The following is a 13,977-nucleotide window of genomic DNA, read 5'->3' as shown; positions in this document are numbered from 1 at the left end:
GCGGCGGTACGCCTCTCGGCAGATATCTCGATGTCGAGATAACTCTAATACATCGCCGCCGCGAGGTCATGCCTTGACAGGGGTGACCGTCCTCGTCCCCCGGGCGCGACCTCGGTGAATCCGGTGGTCCGGCCCCTCGTGCCGGTGGAGTCCGCCCGTCCTCGGGCGCTGGTCCGTTGCAGTGAACCGGGCCGCGCCGGGGCCCGTCCGGGAGAGCCGTTGCCGGGCGCCGCGTCACACAGGTGGACGAGCGGGGGCTCTGGATAGCCTGAGGCCATGAGTGACGAGACCTGGGATGCTCTGAGGGCGACGCCCCTGGACGAGGTGCGGCGCCGCGCGGCGGTCATCGGCGAGGTCGCCGAGGTCGAGCCGATGACGGTGGACGGCGCGGAACGGCTCGCGTGGAACGACGGGGGCGGCCAGTCCGCCGTCTGGTACTTCACCGCGGACGGGCGCGCACTGCTGCTGACCTTCGACCACGAGTCGGCCCTGAACCTGTACGCCGAGGACGACTACGCCCTCCAGGAGTCGTTCTACCACGGCGTCCCCGAGGACCTGGTCGGACTGGTGCGCAACCGCCCCGAGAACTACGAGTCCCTGAACCTCGTGGACCCGGTCACGAAGGCCACGATCCACTACGCCGGCGGCGTCTTCTGGTACGACGGCGCGCAGTGGCGTGTGGCCGACGGCGTGGCGGACCACTGCCGGCGCAAGAAGCTGGACCTCTTCGCCGAGTCCGGGTTCGACTACTGCCTCGAAAGCTACCGGTTCGGCCAGGACCTCACCCCCGAGGAGATCGTCGCGAGCCGTGACGAGGACGGCTGGTACGAGGACGAGAAGGAGAAGGAAGCGGACCTGGCGAAGTTCCGGGAGCTGTTCGACCGGCCGGCCTGATCCGCTGAGCTGCGGGGTGCCGCGCGTGTGACGTGCGGGGCGCGGGTCGGTTCCTCCGCCGTCCTTCCGGTGCGCGCGGTGCGGCCTCCGCCTCGGTGGGCGCGGTGTCTCGTCCGCCGGGGCCGTCCGCGGCGGGATTGTCAGTGGTGTGGTGCATGCTCGGTGCATCGGCTCGACGAAGGAGTGGGGGGCACCATGACGATCACGAACCAGCAGGTGGCAGAGCATGCGTTCCTGCGGCAGTTGTACGCGGACGCGTATTTCCCGGATCGCGTCGTCGACAAGGGCAGGGCGATCCTGCTGAGGCTGTGCGAACGCATCGAGGCGGAGCGGCCGGCGGACCTCGCGGCGCTCTACGCGCTCACGGAGACAGCGACGGAGGAGTTCAACCGGCTGGAGGAAGAGTTCGAGGCGGCGGGGAGCGAGATCGAGACCGTTGCCCGCGAGGAGATAGCCGAGGACTTCTGGTTCGTGGCGTCGGCGTACGGGTTCCCGGAGGCGGACGCGGAGGAGCTGATCGCCGCCCGGGAGTGGTGACGGGGTGTGACTCCGGCCGGTCGACGCGGATCGGGGGCGGTGGCCGGCGCCGGCACCGGCCCCGGCCGGCGGTTCGTCGGCGAGGGCTCAGTCCGCCTGCACCGTGATCTCGTGCAGGGAGTTCCGCGCGCCGGGTGGGGGCTGGGTGCGGCCCACGCGGTCCGTGGCGCGGCTGCGGATGCGGTGCGGGCCCGGTGACAGGAGGTGTGTGCGGGAGAAGCGTTGCCAGGAGGTCGGGTGGGCGTCGCTGGGCTCCAGCGCAGCGGACAGCCAGGGACCGTCGTCGACCGCGACCTCGACCGCCGTGACCTCCGTCGCGCTCCAGGCCCGTCCCATGATCTCCACCTCGCCGGAGGGAATGCGGTCGCCGTCGTAGGGCGAAAGGAGCTTGCTGTTGACGTCCACCTCACGCACGGGACGCGGTGTGGCCTCACCCGGCAGTGTGCGGTGGTAGAGGCGCGTGGTGAACAGGTGCTCAGGGCGGGTGTCCGCGAGCACGATGCGGGTCAGCCACTTCACGGAGTTCGTGCCGAACATGCGGGGCGCCACGGAGCGCAGCGGGAAGCCGTGCCGGGGGTGCAGCGGTTCGCCGTTCATGGAATGGGCCAGCAGGACGCCGGACCGGGCCGCCTCCAGGGGAAGGTCCTTGGTGTACACGAGATCGTCCTCCCCCGCGTACGCACCGGTGTCCGCGCCCTCGAACACCACATGCCGGGCGGACGGCAGCGGCCGCGCCGACTCCAGCAGGGTGGACAGCCGGACGCCGGTCCACTCCAGGTTGGCGATCGCCCGTGTCGGCACATCGGGCCGGAACGGGCTGCCGAAGCACTCGTGGAACGCGGTGAACCGGACCTGCGGCAGTGCGCACAGGTCGCGCAGGTTCACACGTAACGGACGGTCCACGAGCCCTTCGACCGTCAGGGTCCAGGTGGCCGTGTCGAGGTCCGGCACCGCCCCCATGTGGGCGCGGAAGAAGACATGGTCGGCAGGGGTGACGAAGGACGGCGGGGTGACCGGATCAGTGGTGCGCGTGCTCATGAACGGCTCCTCGCGGAGAGGCGTGGTCCAGCACAACTGTGCGGGGGAAGAGGTTTGTTGATCATCTGAACGGTACCCCCGGCCGCCGCCGCACCCCGCCCTCAGACCACCGGCGGCCCCTGCTCGATGCGGCGCAGTACCGGTGCGAGGCGGTCGAGGTCGTCGCCGTCCGGGAATTGGCGTTCGTCCCACCAGGTGGCGCCGGCGTCGACGAGTGGCCCGATCAGGTCGCGCGCCGTGGCCGCGTCGGCGGGGGTGGCGCCTCCGAGGACGATCTCGAAGGGGTCGTCCTGCCGGTCGCCGCGGTGCCGGCGGACGAAGGTGACCAGGTCACGGACCTCGTCGACGGGTGGGACATGTCCGTGTCCGGCGGAGGCGAACAGCGGGACGGCGCCGTTCCAGCGGGCGGCGCGGCGCATCGGCGGGCGGTTCGGCCAGAACCCGGCGATCCAGACCGGCGGGTGGGGGCGCTGCACCGTCGCGGGCAGCAGGGTCACGTCACGGACCTGGAAGTGGTGCCCGTCGTGCCGGACGTCCTCGCCCGACCAGTAGCGCCGCAGCAGTCCCAGTCCCTCGTCCAGCAACTCGGCGAGCACGACCGGGTCGGTCGTCTCGCCGAAGCTGCCGTACTCGTCGTCGATCGGTCCGCCGAGGCCCGCGCCGAAGATCACCCTTCCGCCGCTGAGAGCGTCCAGCGTGGCCACCTGGCGGGCGAGTTGCTGAGGGCGCCGCCGGGCGACCGGGGTGACCAGGGTGCCCAGCCTGATCCGGGAGGTCGCCAGTGCGGCGGCGGTCAGCAGCATCCAGGGCTCCCCGAAGGGCTTGCCGCGGCGTTGCTGTTTGTCGTGCACCACGTGGTCCCAGACGAACAGCCCGTCCCAGCCCGCCTGTTCCGCCGCGGTGGCCACCCGCGCCACGTTCCTCGCATCGGCGAAATCCCCGAAATTCGGAATGTTGATCGAAAAGCGCATTCCCGCATCGTGCTCCACCACGACGGACGCCACAACGGGACAAAACGCACAGCCCAGGAGTTCGCCTCACCGCCAAGTTGCCGCAGCCGGGCGGGAGTCGGCCCTACCTGCGGCTTGACGGCTCCGGGGCCTTCGGGAAGCGTGGGGCGCCCGAGAAAGAGGACGGTCATGGGCGAGAACAAGCAGCGGATGCTGGCGGGCGAGTGGTACGTCCCCGACGACGCCGAACTCGCCGCGGACACCGAGCGGCGGATCGCGCTGTGCGCGGCGTACAACGCACCCGGTGCGACGACACCCTCCGAGCGGACCGGGATTCTGGAGGAGCTGCTGGGGTCGGTGGGTGAGGGGGTGCGGATCAGACCGCCGTTCCACTGCGACTTCGGGTACCACATCCGTATCGGCGCCCGGACGTTCGTGAACTTCGGGGCGGTCTTCCTGGACGCGGCACCCATCGACATCGGCGAGGACGTGCAGATCGGCCCGCATGTGCAACTGCTGACACCGGAGCATGAGCTGGCCCCGGAGCGGCGCCGGGCCGGATGGGAGCGGGGGCGGCCGGTGACCATCGGGGACAACGTCTGGCTCGGCGGCGGGGTCGTCGTCTGCCCCGGTGTGACGATCGGCGCGGACACGGTGGTCGGGGCCGGCGCGGTGGTGACCCGGGACCTGCCGGCCGGGGTGCTGGCGGTGGGGAACCCCGCCAGGGTCATCCGGCGGTTGACGGAAGCGGACGTCCCGGGGGCGGGCACCGCGTAACGGGCCGGGACCGAGGCCATGCACGCCCGGTTCGTCGCCCAGCGACGAAAAGCGCTGGCCCCCGCACCGAAGCCTCGTCCCCCCAGGAGCAAGCGAACGCCCCCGCAGCAGAGTCCCCTCACCTCCCGGTGAGCCCCGTACGCACCAGGCCGACGATCTCCTCGTCGGTCAGTCCGAGTCTGCGGGCCTCGGCGACCAGGCGGCCGGCGGTCTCGCCGAGGCGGGCGCGGGCGGAGGTCGCGGCGCCGGTGACCACGGCGCCGCGCCCGCGCCGCAGCTCGATCAGTTCCTCTTCCTTGAGCCGCTGGTAGCCGCGCAGGACGGTGTGGACGTTGACGCCGAGGGAAGCGGCCAGTTCGCGGGCGGCGGGCAGGCGCTCGCCGGTGCGTACCGTGCCGTCGGCGATGGCGCCGCGGACCGAGGCGGCGATCTGGTCCGCGAGCGGGACGGGCGAGCGGGGATCGACGCGGAACAGCACCTCAGTCTCCTTGGCGGGGGCGGACGCGGTCGAGACAGGTGTTGAACAGGGCGGCGGCCGTCTCCGCGTCGTCGACGGTCACCACGAACTCCCGGCCGCTGGTCAGCCGCAGCACCACTGCCTCGCCCGAACGGAGTACAAGGCCACTGCGACCCGCACGGATGCGGTAGCCCCAGCCCCCGAACTCGGCGAACGCGGCGACGCGCCTGCTCGTCGCCTCCGCGACCCGATGGAGGCCGATGCGGACGACAGGGTACGGCAGCACGGTGGAGCGGAGCGTCATCCCCCGCCGGTCCACGGTCACCCGTACGGAGGAAGGGAGGACGATGAGCAGGCCGGACGCCAGGAGAATCCCGCCGATCAGCCAGTCGGCGGCGAAGCCGGCGTACAGGCCCGCGCAGAGCGTCACACCCCCGACGGCCAGGAGCAGCGGCGAGCCCGTGGTGCCGGTCCAGCCCGCACTCTCGCCGTCCCCGAGCGGCAGGCGGCGTACGGTACCGGGGCGCCGCCGGGGCCTGGGATCGGGTCCCGCCAGCAGCCAGCCCACCGCTCCCGCGGCGATACCGGGACCGAGGACGAACAGCACCTGCCCCACCGGCATCCGCACGGCGTCCGTGTCGCCGGCCGCGGCGTTGTCGAGAAGAGTGGTGACGGCCAGGGTGGCGAGGACGGCGGCGAACAGCCAGCCCGAGGCGATCATCCAGCGGACCCCTTCGACGGGGCGCCTGATCCGGGTGAGTGCCGCGCAGAAGGCTCCCGCGGCGAGGAGGGTGAGCAGGCTGACGGTCAGGAAGCCCGGCACGGAGGAGAAGCCGTCGGCACCGCCGTCGGCGCGGAAGTGGACGGCGATCTGGTCGGGCAGGCGGTCGGACACCATGCGGTGGACCCCCGCGACGACGGCCATGGCGGCGGGAAAGGGCATGAGGGCGACCCAGGTCCGCAGCGGACCGGGGGCCGGGGACGTGGTGGGGACATCGGGGGTCGGAGCGGGTTTCACGGCACCTCCCTGATAAGTTGTTTGCATCGTAATAGAACAAGGGGCGATTGCGCATTCATCTCATATCTGAGATACGGTCAACGCATGGCAGATGACTACCTCGTACGCATCGGCAGGCTCATCCGTGACGCGCGGCAGCACCGCGGTTGGACGCAGACACAGTTGGCCGAAGCGCTGGGCACCAGTCAGAGCGCGGTCAATCGCATCGAGCGCGGCAACCAGAACATCAGTCTTGAGATGATCGCCCGCATCGGCGAGGCACTGGACAGCGAAATCGTGTCGCTCGGCTACGCCGGACCGATGCATCTGCGGGTCGTCGGCGGACGCCGGCTGTCCGGCAGCATCGCCGTCAAGACGAGCAAGAACGCCTGCGTCGCGCTGCTGTGCGCCACCCTGCTCAACGCCGGCCGGACCACCCTGCGCCGGGTGGCCCGGATCGAGGAGGTCTACCGCATCCTGGAGGTGCTCAACAGCATCGGGGTGCGCACCCGCTGGATCAACGACGGCAACGACCTGGAGATCGTGCCGCCGGCCGCCCTGGACCTCGCCGCCATGGACACCGACGCCGCCCGGCGCACCCGCAGCGTCATCATGTTCCTCGGCCCGCTGCTGCACCGTGAGGACCGGTTCAAGCTGCCGTACGCGGGCGGCTGCGACCTGGGCACCCGCACCGTCACGCCCCATATGACGGCACTGCGCCACTTCGGCCTGGAGGTCACCGCGACCGACGGCACCTACCACGCCGTCGTCGACCGCACCGTGACACCCCGCCGTGCGATCGTCCTGACCGAGCGCGGCGACACCGTCACCGAGAACGCCCTGCTGGCGGCCGCGCGGCACGACGGCGTCACCGTCATCCGCAACGCCTCCTCCAACTACATGGTCCAGGACCTGTGCTTCTTCCTTGAGCAGTTGGGCGTCAAGGTCGAGGGCATCGGCACCACCACCCTCACCGTGCACGGTGTGGCGCACATCGACCGCGATGTGGACTACGCGCCGTCCGAGGACCCGGTCGAGGCGATGAGCCTGCTCGCGGCCGCCGTGGTCACCGAGTCCGAGCTGACGATCCGCCGGGTTCCGGTGGAGTTCCTGGAGATCGAGCTGGCCGTCCTGGAGGAGATGGGCCTCGACCACGAGCGCAGCGCGGAGTACGCCGCCGACAACGGCCGCACCCGGCTGATCGACCTGACGGTCCGCCCCTCCAAGCTCCAGGCTCCCCTGGACAAGATCCACCCGATGCCCTTCCCGGGCCTCAACATCGACAATGTCCCCTTCTTCGCGGCCATCGCCGCCACCGCCCAGGGCCAGACCCTGATCCACGACTGGGTCTACGACAACCGCGCCATCTACCTCACCGACCTCACCCGCCTCGGCGCACAGGTCAAACTGCTCGACCCGCACCGGGTCCTGGTCGACGGCCCCACCCGCTGGCGCTCCGCCGAGATGATGTGCCCCCCGGCCCTCCGCCCGGCCGTCGTCGTCCTCCTCGCCATGATGGCCGCCGAGGGCACCTCCGTCCTCCGCAACGTCTACGTCATCAACCGCGGCTACGAGGACCTGGCCGAACGCCTCAACTCCATCGGCGCCCAGATCGAGACGTTCCGGGACATCTGAGGGACGGACGCCTCCGACCCCCCCCACGTGACCTGCGCGGCTGCGGGTCGGCCTCCGGGCATGGCCGGTCCGCCCAGCCCTGCCGACGTGGGGGATGCCCGTTCCCGTCCCACGCCGGAGCAGTGGCGCTCCGGGTTCTGCCCCCGCCGAGGATCATGAGGACGAGACGAGGGCGATGCCCGCGCGGATGCCCCCGGGCGAGGAGACCGCCGCAGTGCACGTTTACGCCGGGACAGGCCGAGGTCGCTGTTCCGGGCGGGACGAGGGGACCAGTACGCCCTATTTATCCCTTCTATGGTCAGCTGTTACACAGTCGTCGGGCTCTCGCAACATGCGAGGGGCAGGGTCGCCGTCATACGCTTGTTCCCTTGTGTCTGGACGTCCTGTGTCTCTCCCCCATCGCCTGCCTGCCACCGGTCCGGCGCGGATCGCTTCCCTGGCGCTCGCGGCACTCGGCGCCTCGGTGCTGCTGGGAGGATGCGCGGCGAACGAAGAACCACAGAGCGCCGGACACGCTCCTGCCGCCTCCGCTCCGGTACGGCTGTGGCCCAAGAATCCGCCGGCACCGTGGCCGAAGCCGGACGAGGACGGGCGGGGCGATCTGTCGCCCCGCCCGAAGCTGCCCCGGGTACCGTCCGGGAACATCCGTGAACTGGACGTGCGCTCCGTCGTCGCGGCGCAGATCGCCGCGGACCACAGCGTCGGCCGGCCGGCGTTCACCGCGAACATGGAGAAGAAGATCAGCCGGTGCACCGCCGGGTCGGACGCCTGCCCGGTGCGGACCCCCGAGTACCAGGACCTGACGGGTGACGGCGAAGAGGAGTTGATCATCGGCATCGAGCCCGCCGCCAGCCATCTGGCCGTGTGGATCTACACGCTCGACGACGGGCGGGCCTCCCGCATCCTGGACGCCGCCGGGGACGTGCTGTCCTTGGAGGTGGCGAACGGCAATCTGGTCATGCGGGAGCCCATGAACTCCCGCGGGTACGAGATGCGCACGGTGTACTCGTGGAACAGCGACCGGCGGTCCCTGGAGATCAGGTCGGTGGACTACGATCTGAAGCCCTCCGCTTCCCCGGAGCCCGTCCGGTGAGGGCCGCTTCCCTGCGGACCCGTCTTCGGCCACCCGCCTGGGCACGGACCCTGCGCGGGAAGTTCGCACTCTTCATCACCGCCATGTGCTGCCTGCTGGCCGCCCTCCTCGGCGTCCTCGTCCACGTCCAGGTCAGCGCGGAGGGGAAGGACCGGGCCCGCAAGGCGGCCCTGGCCGCGCTGGACGAGGCCGTGCCCGCGTACACCGCCGGTGAACCGTTGGGGCCCGATGCCGCGGTGAATCCGCCGGGCCTGCCCGCCGCCCTCCGCGAGATGGTCCTGACGGACCGGGTGCGCGGCACGCAGCTCGCCGATCACCGCGGGCGCCCGGTGATGTGGGCCGCCACTCCCGTCTCCGGGGGCAAGGTACTGGCGGTGCACCAGGACTACAGCAGCCGGGCCGCTGCCACTCGCACGCTGGACCGGGCCATCGTCATCGCCTCGGCCGCCGCGACCGGCGTCACTCTGGTCGCCGGTTTGTTCGCCGTGTCCGGCCTCACGCGCCGGCTGAGCCACACCGCCCAGGTGGCCCGCCGCATCAGCGACGGCGATCTCGACGCCCGGGTGAACACCCCTCGCGCCCCGCGCCCCGGCGAGAGCCCGGACGAGGCGGCCGCCGTGGCCTCCGCGCTCAATGAGATGGCCGCTGCCCTGCAGGAGAAACTGCGCAGCGAGCAACGCTTCACCGCCGACGTCTCCCATGAGCTGCGCACCCCGCTCGCCGGGCTTCTGCTGGCGTCCGAACTGCTGGAACCGGGCCGCCCGGCGGACATGGTGCGGGAGCGCGTCCGGACCCTGCGGGGACTGACCGAGGACCTGCTGGAGATCTCCCGGCTCGACGCGAGGGTGGAGCGGGCCGAGACCGACACCCACGATCTGGGACCTCTCGTCGCACACGCGGTACGGGCCACGGGGCAGGAGGCCGACGTCCGCGTCATCCGGGACACCTCCGTGCGGACCGACCGGCGCAGGCTGGAACGCGTACTGGGCAACCTCGTCGGCAACGCGCACAAGTACGGCCGTCCACCGGTGACGGTGAGCGTCGACGGCCCGGTCGTCACCGTACGGGACCACGGTGACGGCTACCCGGATCATCTCCTCGACCACGGCCCCCAAAGGTTCCGCAGCCAGACGCGGGACGGCGCGAGGGGCGGGCACGGCCTGGGCCTGACGATCGCGCTCGGGCAGGCCCGCGTGCTCGGTGCCACCCTGGAGTTCACCAACGCGCCCGACGGCGGGGCCGTCGCCACGCTCCGCCTCTCCGCCCCACCGGCTTGAGCGGCCACCGCGGCGACCGGCCGTCGTCCCCGCCATGCGCACGTCCCCAGGAGCCGGGCCGAAGCGATGCCCCTGGCGGCGGGTCTCCCACGACCGGCCCCGCCCGCGTCACGGACGGTCGTCCTCGGGCGAGGTGACCGTGCCGCGCTCCGTCGGGCGCCACCGGGCGGCGGAGCCCGTGGGCACACCGGCTTCATCGGGCCGCACCCGCCGGCCGGTGAAGTGCGGTCCGTACCCGAGCGGCCGGCAGGGCAGGACGCGAGGCTTCGCCCGGCCGGGCGGACGGACCGCCTCGACATCTACCGGCGCAGGAGGCCGAGTTCGGTGGCGGTGGCGACGGCGGCCGTGCGGGAGTCGACTCCCAGCTTGGCGTAGATGCGGGCCAGGTGGGATTTCACGGTTCCCTCGGTGAGATGGAGCCGGTGGCCGATCGCCTGGTTGGACAGCCCCTCGGCGACGAGCGCGAGGACTTCGGTCTCACGCCGGGTCAGGGCGGTGGCGGGAGTGCGGAGCCGGTTCATGAGGCGGTCGGCGACGGCGGGTGCCAGCGTGGTGCGTCCGGCGGCGGCGGTGCGGACGGCGGCGGCGAGGTCCTCGGGCGGGGCGTCCTTGAGGAGGTAGCCGGTGGCGCCGGCTTCGATGGCGGGGAGGGTGTCGGCGTCGGAGTCGTAGGTGGTGACGATCAGGACGCGGGGGGCTCGGGGGCGGGCGGTGATCCGGGCGGTGGCCTCAGCACCGTTCATTCCCCTGCCGAACTGGAGGTCCATGAGGACGACGTCGATGCCGCCCTGGGCGGCGCGTTCGGCGGCGTCCTCGGCGGTGGCGGCCTCGGCCACCACGACGATGCCGGGCTCGGTCTCCAGCACGGCGCGGAGTCCGGCCCGTACGACGGGGTGGTCGTCGGCCAGGAGCAGGCGGACAGGGGTGTCGGTCACGGGCGGGCCTCGTCGGGTGCGGGGGCGGCTGGGGGATCGATGGGCAGGTGGGCGGCCAGGGCGGTGCCGTGGCCCGGGGCGGATTCGAGGGTGAGGGTGCCGCCGAGGGCGTGGACACGGGCGCGCATGGCGGCCAGTCCGAACCCGCCGACCTCGGGGTCGGGGACGGGCAGGTGGTCGGGGTCGAAGCCGCGTCCGTCGTCGAGGACGTCCACGGCCACCTGGTCACCGAGGTAGCTGAGGGTGACCTCGGCGGTGGCGGCGCGGGCGTGGCGGACGGTGTTCGCCAGGGCGGACTGGGCGATGCGCAACAGCGCGACCTCGTGCGCGGTCGGCAGCGGTACGGGATCCCCGGTGCGGTGGAAGCGCACGGTGATCCGGTGACGGGTGCTGGTGGTGGCACACAGGCGTTCCAGTGCGGCGGCGAGGGTGGTGCCCTCCAGGGCGGGCGGGGTGAGAGCGGCGACGAAGCGGCGGGCCTCGGCGAGGTTGTCCACGGCTGCCCGGCGGGCCTGCCCGACGTGGCGAGCGGCGTTCTGCGGAGCGTGCGGCAGCGCGCGTTCGGCGGCGCGGAGCAGCAGTTGGATGCTGGACAGGCCCTGGGCCAGGGTGTCGTGGATCTCGCGGGCCAGACGTTCGCGTTCGGCCAGCACGCCGGCGGTGTGCTGGGCGGCGGCCAGGTCGGTGCGGGTGGCGGTGAGCTCCTCGATCAGGCGTCTGCGGTGTTCGCTCTCCCGGTACAGGGCCTGGTACCCCCACACCACCGCCACCGCCACCGCGGCACCGAGGGCCGGTCCGATGGCCATGGCCAGACTGAAGGAGTCCTGGTGTCCGGCGAAGCCGGCGACGGCCGCCACCGCGGTGATCGTCACGGCGACGAGACCGGAGCGGCGGGGCAGCAGGTGGAGCTGGAGGAAGTACAGCGGGAACGCCACCCATACGCCGTCGGCGGACAGGGCCAGCAGCACCAGCCAGGCGGCGCCCACGGCGGTCAGCCACAGTGCGGCGGCCCTGCGGGAGCGGCGTACGCGGGGCAGCGCCGGCCCGGCCGCGTAGAGGAGGACGCAGGCCGCTGCCGCGGCGACGACCGTCCCGGCGTGCGGGTGGTGGCCGGCGACGGCCCGGCCGGCGGCCAGGGCGAGCAGGGCGACGACCAGCAGGTGCAGGCACCAGGCCAGGGCCCGGGTGGTGGGGATCAAGGCGGGAGCGGTGGTGTTCACGGTTCCTCCAGCCTAAGAAACAGCCCCGCAACCGGGTATCCATCGAAAGTTACAAACGGCGTGCCGCCTTTCGGCGCGGCAAGTGCTGTCCTGGGCCAGATGCCCGTGCGGGGGGCCGGCGGCGAGGGTGGGGGCATACCGCTTCCACCCCGTGAAAGGGCAGGCCAAAACCGTGTATGTCGCCTGGAGAGACCTGAGGTTCGCCAAGGGGCGCTTCGCCCTGATGGGCACCGTCATTGTGCTGATCACGCTGCTGGTCGGACTGCTGTCGGGGCTGACGGCCGGGTTGGGCCGGCAGAACATCTCCGCGATCACTTCCCTGCCCGCCGACAAGATCGCCTTCAACGCGCCGGGCCAGGGCGAAAAGCTGTCGTACTCCGACTCCACCGTCGCCGAGAAGCAGTGGCGGCAGTGGGCCAGGACGCCCGGTGTGAGCACCGCCGAGCCGCTGGGCATCACCACCACCAAGGCGACGGCCGGAAACAAGAGCACCGGCGTGTCCGCCTTCGGTGTCCGGCCCGGCTCCGCGCTCGCCCCCGAAAGCCACCGGCTTGACGACCACGCGGCGGTCCTGTCCACCACCGCCGCCGCCGACCTCGGCGTGACGGCGGGCGACGCCTTCTCCCTGGCCGGCCAGAAGGTGACCGTCGCGGCGGTGCGCGGGGACGCCTTCTTCAGCCACACCCCTGTCATCTGGACCAGCCTCGGCCTGTGGCAGAAGGCCGCGCCCCCCGCGGGCCGGACCGACGGGCCGACCGCGACCGTCATCGCCCTGCGTACCACCTCCGGCGCCGACATCAAGGCCGCCGACCGGGCCGCGGGCACCGAGACGGTCTCCACGGACGACTCGCTGTCCGCGATCGGCTCCTACACCTCCGAGAACGGTTCGCTACAGCTGATGCGCGGGTTCCTGTTCGCGATCTCCGCCCTGGTGATCGGTGCCTTCTTCACCGTGTGGACCATCCAGCGCAGCGGCGACGTCGCGGTTCTCAAGGCACTGGGCGCCTCCACCGCCACCCTGCTGAGGGACGCGCTCGGGCAGGCCGTGGTCCTGCTGGCCGGCGGCACCCTGATCGGCACCGGCATCGCAGCCGGCCTGGGAGCCTTTGTCACCGGCTCGGCGGTGCCCTTTCTCCTCACCCCCGCAACCGTGCTCGTCCCGGCCGCCGTAATGATCGCGCTCGGTGCGCTGGGAGCGGCCCTGTCCATCCGCCGCATCACCTCCGTCGACCCGCTGACCGCCCTGGGGAGCGCCCGATGAGCCTCAACCTGACCGACATCACCCTCACCTACCCCGACGGCGACACCCGCCTCACCGCCCTCGACCAGGTCACCCTTGAGGTGCCCAAGGGCAGCCTGACCGCCGTCGTCGGCCCCTCCGGCTCCGGCAAGTCCAGCCTCCTCGCCGTCGCCGCCACCCTCATCACGCCCGACGCCGGCACCGTCACCATCGACGGCACGCCCACCACCGGCATGACCCGCGGCGAACTCACCACCCTGCGCCGCCACAAGATCGGCATCGTCTTCCAGCAGCCCAACCTGCTGCCCTCCCTCACCGCCGCCGAACAGCTCCAGGTCATGGCCCAGATCAACGGCCGCAAGCCACGCGCCGCCCGAGGCCGGGCCAGGGAACTCCTCGACGCCGTCGGCCTGGCCGACCAGGCCGACCGCCGCCCCCACCAGCTCTCCGGCGGCCAGCGCCAACGCGTCAACATCGCCCGAGCCCTGATGAACGACCCCACCGTCCTCCTGGTCGACGAACCCACCAGCGCCCTCGACCACGAACGCGGCGCCGCCGTCATCGACCTGATCACCCGCCTCACCCACCAGCGGGCCACCGCGACCGTCCTGGTCACCCACGACCGCACCCACCTCACCGCGGTCGACCAGATCGCCGAGGTCCACGACGGGCGTCTGCGGCTGCCCGCGCACACCTGACCCGCCCGGGAAACCCGCGGGTCGATCGCGGTGACGGGGAAGACGGGCGGCTTCGCGCCCCGGCGGGCGGGTCGGGCCGGCGCGGTTCGCCGGCGAGCATCGCCCGCATGCGGTTCTGCTGTGCGGACTTGCGGGGAGGGGAGAGTCAGTGCCCGGAGCCGGCATGCTTACCTGGGCCATGCCCCGGGTCCTCCGTCACGGGCAGGCACTCGGCGAGCAGGCCGACGAT

At 72.0% G+C, this 13,977-nt stretch carries 14 protein-coding genes; 8 read left to right on the top strand and 6 right to left on the bottom strand.

Annotated features, from left to right (window positions below; all coding sequences use genetic code 11):
- The first annotated feature begins 276 nt into the window (after positions 1–276).
- Both AC51EU_RS06875 and AC51EU_RS06870 read left to right on the top strand, forming a co-directional pair.
- Positions 277–894, top strand: coding sequence for a hypothetical protein (locus AC51EU_RS06875; protein WP_496265768.1), 618 nt, complete (start codon positions 277–279; stop codon positions 892–894).
- A 195-nt stretch (positions 895–1,089) separates the two neighbouring features.
- Positions 1,090–1,431, top strand: coding sequence for a DUF5713 family protein (locus AC51EU_RS06870; RefSeq protein ID WP_496265767.1), 342 nt, complete (start codon positions 1,090–1,092; stop codon positions 1,429–1,431).
- A gap of 87 nt (positions 1,432–1,518) precedes the next feature.
- On the opposite strand, the gene AC51EU_RS06865 is transcribed toward AC51EU_RS06870, so the two are convergent.
- Together AC51EU_RS06865 and AC51EU_RS06860 are read right to left on the bottom strand one after the other, a co-directional pair.
- A complete protein-coding gene (locus AC51EU_RS06865; RefSeq protein ID WP_496265766.1) occupies positions 1,519–2,469 on the bottom strand; it encodes a molybdopterin-dependent oxidoreductase in 951 nt (316 codons plus the stop codon).
- Between the two features lie 101 nt (positions 2,470–2,570).
- On the bottom strand, positions 2,571–3,440 hold the full coding sequence (locus tag AC51EU_RS06860) for an LLM class flavin-dependent oxidoreductase (RefSeq protein ID WP_496265765.1): 870 nt from the start codon (positions 3,438–3,440) through the stop codon (positions 2,571–2,573).
- 168 nt (positions 3,441–3,608) lie between these two features.
- Here AC51EU_RS06860 and AC51EU_RS06855 point away from each other — a divergent pair, with 168 nt between their 5' ends.
- Positions 3,609–4,196, top strand: a complete 588-nt coding sequence (locus AC51EU_RS06855) for a sugar O-acetyltransferase (RefSeq protein ID WP_496265764.1) — start codon at positions 3,609–3,611, stop codon at positions 4,194–4,196.
- 118 nt (positions 4,197–4,314) lie between these two features.
- Here the strand turns inward: AC51EU_RS06855 and AC51EU_RS06850 are convergent, their stop codons facing one another.
- Both AC51EU_RS06850 and AC51EU_RS06845 read right to left on the bottom strand, forming a co-directional pair.
- On the bottom strand, positions 4,315–4,674 hold the full coding sequence (locus AC51EU_RS06850; protein ID WP_496265763.1) for a GntR family transcriptional regulator: 360 nt from the start codon (positions 4,672–4,674) through the stop codon (positions 4,315–4,317).
- A 1-nt stretch (position 4,675) separates the two neighbouring features.
- On the bottom strand, positions 4,676–5,671 hold the full coding sequence (locus AC51EU_RS06845) for an SdpI family protein (protein WP_496265762.1): 996 nt from the start codon (positions 5,669–5,671) through the stop codon (positions 4,676–4,678).
- Between the two features lie 84 nt (positions 5,672–5,755).
- On the opposite strand from AC51EU_RS06845, the gene AC51EU_RS06840 reads away from it, so the two are divergent.
- The 3 genes from AC51EU_RS06840 (at position 5,756) to AC51EU_RS06830 (ending at position 9,655) form a co-directional block, all read left to right on the top strand.
- On the top strand, positions 5,756–7,285 hold the full coding sequence (locus tag AC51EU_RS06840) for a helix-turn-helix domain-containing protein (protein WP_496265761.1): 1,530 nt from the start codon (positions 5,756–5,758) through the stop codon (positions 7,283–7,285).
- 385 nt (positions 7,286–7,670) lie between these two features.
- Entirely contained in the window at positions 7,671–8,378 is a 708-nt protein-coding gene (locus AC51EU_RS06835; protein ID WP_496265760.1) for a hypothetical protein, read from the top strand.
- Positions 8,375–9,655, top strand: a complete 1,281-nt coding sequence (locus AC51EU_RS06830; protein WP_496265759.1) for a sensor histidine kinase — start codon at positions 8,375–8,377, stop codon at positions 9,653–9,655. Before AC51EU_RS06835 ends, AC51EU_RS06830 begins: the two co-directional genes overlap by 4 nt.
- A 299-nt stretch (positions 9,656–9,954) precedes the next feature.
- On the opposite strand, the gene AC51EU_RS06825 is transcribed toward AC51EU_RS06830, so the two are convergent.
- Together AC51EU_RS06825 and AC51EU_RS06820 are read right to left on the bottom strand one after the other, a co-directional pair.
- Positions 9,955–10,590: a response regulator gene (locus AC51EU_RS06825; protein ID WP_496265758.1), complete on the bottom strand. Its 636-nt coding sequence runs from the start codon at positions 10,588–10,590 to the stop codon at positions 9,955–9,957.
- Positions 10,587–11,810, bottom strand: a complete 1,224-nt coding sequence (locus tag AC51EU_RS06820) for a sensor histidine kinase (RefSeq protein ID WP_496265757.1) — start codon at positions 11,808–11,810, stop codon at positions 10,587–10,589. Before AC51EU_RS06820 ends, AC51EU_RS06825 begins: the two co-directional genes overlap by 4 nt.
- Positions 11,811–11,982: 172 nt before the next feature.
- On the opposite strand from AC51EU_RS06820, the gene AC51EU_RS06815 reads away from it, so the two are divergent.
- A complete protein-coding gene (locus tag AC51EU_RS06815) occupies positions 11,983–13,071 on the top strand; it encodes an ABC transporter permease (protein WP_496265756.1) in 1,089 nt (362 codons plus the stop codon).
- Positions 13,068–13,748: an ABC transporter ATP-binding protein gene (locus tag AC51EU_RS06810; protein WP_496265755.1), complete on the top strand. Its 681-nt coding sequence runs from the start codon at positions 13,068–13,070 to the stop codon at positions 13,746–13,748. Before AC51EU_RS06815 ends, AC51EU_RS06810 begins: the two co-directional genes overlap by 4 nt.
- The last annotated feature ends 229 nt before the right edge of the window (positions 13,749–13,977 follow it).

Source organism: Candidatus Streptomyces philanthi, from assembly GCF_059553635.1.
Note: the sequence above shows the minus strand (reverse complement) of the source record. Positions and strands in the feature narration are given on the sequence as shown.